The organism is Pseudomonas sp. UBA3153 (assembly GCF_002364635.1).
In the GTDB taxonomy this organism is placed as follows: Bacteria; Pseudomonadota; Gammaproteobacteria; order Pseudomonadales; family Pseudomonadaceae; genus Pseudomonas_O; species Pseudomonas_O kuykendallii.
On record NZ_DEYR01000053.1, the window covers coordinates 1,591 to 2,813 of the forward strand.

The 1,223-nt window shown below is 70.1% G+C and carries 2 protein-coding genes; one reads left to right on the plus strand and one right to left on the minus strand.

The genetic code is table 11. The features are described 5' to 3' along the window. A partial coding sequence (locus tag B2X67_RS13335; protein ID WP_286785787.1) for a PAS domain-containing protein occupies positions 1-410 on the minus strand: 410 nt, incomplete at its 3' end. Between the two features lie 113 nt (positions 411-523). Between B2X67_RS13335 and B2X67_RS13340 the strand changes: the two genes are divergently transcribed. Then, positions 524-1,223 (plus strand): SLC13 family permease (locus tag B2X67_RS13340; protein WP_286785788.1); only part of this gene is annotated, 700 nt, incomplete at its 3' end.

A 1,223-nucleotide genomic window follows, 5' to 3' on the forward strand; every position in this document is an offset into this window, starting at 1 on the left:
AGCTGCAGGTCGCGGGAGATGCCGGCGACGCCGATCACCGCGCCCTCGCGATCGCGCAGCGCCAGCTTGTGGGTCAGGCACCAGGTGGGCTGGTTACCGTAGTAAAGGTGCAGCTCCAGCTGGTCGGCCAGTTGCCCGCCGCTGGCCAGCACGCGGCGATCCTGCTCGGTGTACAGAGGCCCGAAACGCGCCGGGAAGACCTCCTCGGCGGTGCGCCCGAGCAACGCCGCCTTCTCCTTGAACCCGCAACGTTGGGCCAGCGTCTGGTTGACCAGCGCATAGCGCGCCTGGGCGTCCTTGACGAAGAACACCACGCCGGGCAGCGCATCGAACAGCGGTGCGATCTGCTCCAGGCTGGCGAGCAGGTCGGCGAGAGTGGCAGGGGCCGGGGTGGCGAGCAGATCGATCATGGGCGGGGAGAATAAGCGTCGCGCCCGGCGCGTGGTAGTGGAAACGCGCGGTTTCGCCGGGCAGACTGCTGCGCTGCCGGGAGGGCTCCCGGCCCCATAACAAGAGAACGCACATGGATATCCAGCTTTTGCTCACGGCCGCCGTGGTGGCGCTGACCATCGGCCTCTGGGCCACGGCGAAACTGCCCGAATACCTCACCGCGCTGCTGTTCTTCGCCGCCGCGATGCTGCTGCAGCTGGCACCGCCGGGGCTGATCTTCTCCGGTTTCGCCTCCGGCGCCTTCTGGCTGGTGCTCAGCGGTTTCGTGCTCGGCCTGGCGATCCAGCGGACCGGGCTCGCCGACCGCTGCGCCCGCGCGCTGGCCTCGCGGCTGTCCGGCTCCTACGTGCGGATGGTCTTCGGCGTGATCGGCCTGTGCTACGCGCTGGCGCTGGTGATGCCGTCGAGCATGGGGCGGATCGCGCTGCTGATGCCGATCGTGCTGGCGCTGGCGGATCGCACCGGTCTCGTCGAAGGGCGCCGCGGGCGGCTCGGCCTTGCGCTGGCGGTGGGCGTCGCGACCTTCCAGCTGTCCTGCAGCATCCTGCCGGCGAACGTGCCGAACCTGGTGATGGTCGGCGCCATCGAGAGCAGCTACGGCCTGCACCTCTCCTACCTGTCCTACCTGATGCTGCACGGGCCGGTGCTCGGTGTGCTCAAGGCGCTGGCGCTGGGCGGCTGCGTCTGCGTGCTGTTCGCCGACCGCCTCGACCGGCGCGTGGAGCCGGAGGCCGGGCCACCGCTGAGTCGCGACGAGAAGCGCCTGGCGCTGC